The 2019-nt window shown below is 61.2% G+C and carries 1 protein-coding gene and 1 pseudogene; both read right to left on the bottom strand.

What is annotated here, in order from left to right; translation table 11 throughout:
- Positions 1-447: ATP-binding protein (locus BAUR9175_RS19040; protein ID WP_180959293.1), on the bottom strand; the 447-nt coding region annotated here is incomplete at its 3' end.
- Positions 444-1993 (bottom strand): annotated as a pseudogene (istA, locus tag BAUR9175_RS19035) (IS21 family transposase). The gene BAUR9175_RS19040 and the pseudogene istA, both read right to left, overlap by 4 nt.
- Positions 1994-2019 lie beyond the last annotated feature (26 nt).

Genomic DNA, 2019 nt, shown 5'->3' with positions numbered 1-2019 from the left:
GTCCAACGCCTGCGCCCAAGCTTCTTCAAGATCAGGCATGCGAATATAGTGCGCACGGATCCGGTGCTGGCAGGCCCGTTTGGCCAAGGCGCACCCCAGGTACGATTTCCCGGAACCGGTGAACCCTTGGAACACGACGTTCTGGCCCCGCTCGATGAAACTGCAGGTCCCCAGCTGGGCGATCACGTTCCGATCCAGGCCGCGTTCATCGACCCTATCGAGTTGACGCAGGTCGGCTGCCGGGTAGCGCAACCCGGCCCTGCGGATGAGTCCCTCGATTTTGGCGTGATTGAATACCGAATGGGCTTCATCGACGACCAGTCGCAACCGTTCGTCGAAGCTCATTCCCATGGTCAGATCCTCGTCTTGGGCCTCGAGTGCCTCCAGCAGGGCCACCGCGCCCATTTCGCGCAGTTTGCGTTTAGTCTCTGTATCGATCGAAGTCACCGAGTCCCTCCTGCATAGTAGGACGCACCGCGGACGTAGCCGCCGTGCTCGACAGGCTCGGTCCGGGCGGGTCTGGCCTGGTCCTGACCGGTGGCAAGGAGCGGTTGCACATGCGCATACCGTGGCGACCGCACCGGCCCCGCCAGCGTAATCCGGCAAGCGGCTTCGACCCGCTCCGCTGAGTAGCGGCGGGAGAGTCTCAACACCGCCAACGCCGGGTTGAGTCCTTGCTCGTCGATGGCTACGGACTCGAAGATGCGATTGATGACGACCAGCGTCGACGCCCCGATCCTCTCGGCCCATTGGCGTATCCGGGCCGCGTCCCACGGCTGGTATCTGTCCCCAGCAGGAAGGTCAGCATCATTCGTGCGATACTCATTGACCGCAGTCTCTGGCAGCAGCAGGTGAGTCGTGACTCGCTGGTCCCCGCGGTAGACTTCGAGGCTGCGGTCGGTGATGCGCAGATCGACTTTGGATCCGATGTGCTCAAACGGCACCGAGTAATAGTTGCGCGCCCAGCTGACATGCCCGTTCCTGGCCACACGCCGCCCATAGATCCACTGACTGATCTCGTAGGCCACCTGCGGCAACGGGCTCAGCAGTGGTTTCTCTTCGATGGTGAAGACGCTGGTCCTGGATCCGGGACGTTTCTGGAAAGGTTCATCATTATAGGCTGAGACTCTGTCGACGATCGCGGCCGTCAACTTCGGCAGCGATGTGAACCGTTGATCACGCAGGCCCGCGATGACCCATGTGGCGACATGTCCGACAGTATTTTCAACACTCGCCTTGTCTTTTGGTGCCCTGATTCTGCCCGGTAGAACAGCAGCCGAATAGTGGGCAGCCATTTCCCGATAGGCGTCGTTGAGCACGATTTCACCGTCGCGAGGATGAGTGATGACCCCGGTCTTGAGATTGTCGGGCACGATCCGCGGTGTTGAACCGCCGAAAGCGGTGAACATCGCCACATGCGCCCGGAGCCACGAGTCCTGACTCATGTCCAGGCTCGGGTGCACGAATGCGTATCTGCTGAAGGGCAGACACGCGACGAACAGATAGACCGTCTTCGGCTTGTCTGCCCCCGTGTGCAGTTGCATTGTCGGACCGGACCAGTCGACCTCGATGGTCTGGGCGGCTTTGTGTCCCACACGAGAAGCTGCACCGGTGACGAGAACGTGACGCTGATAGGTGCGGCAGAACCGGTCATAACTCATCGCCGGATCACCAGCCGCAGCGCACTCATCGGCGTACTCGCCATGGAGGAGCTTCAGCGTCACCCCGACCCGGGCCATTTCCTTATGGACTGCCTTCCAGTCAGGTTGGGCGAACACGCTGTCATGGTCCCCGCGGCCCGGGAACAGGAGGCCATACACTTCACTGTCAGCACGGTCCTTGACATCATCCCACCCAAGTCCCGCAGCGTCGGCGGCCTCGAGGACCTGCGTGACCGATTTGCGTGACATTGCCTGGGAGCCAGCGATCGCTCTGCCAGAAGTCCCTCGGCTCGAAGCTGTAACACCAGTTTGGCCCTGATCTTGCGTACCATTAATATTCTCCTTTCGCCGCGTGCCC

Source organism: Brevibacterium aurantiacum, from assembly GCF_900169065.1.
In the GTDB taxonomy this organism is placed as follows: Bacteria; Actinomycetota; Actinomycetes; order Actinomycetales; family Brevibacteriaceae; genus Brevibacterium; species Brevibacterium aurantiacum.
This window is presented reverse-complemented; position numbering and strand designations above follow the sequence as displayed.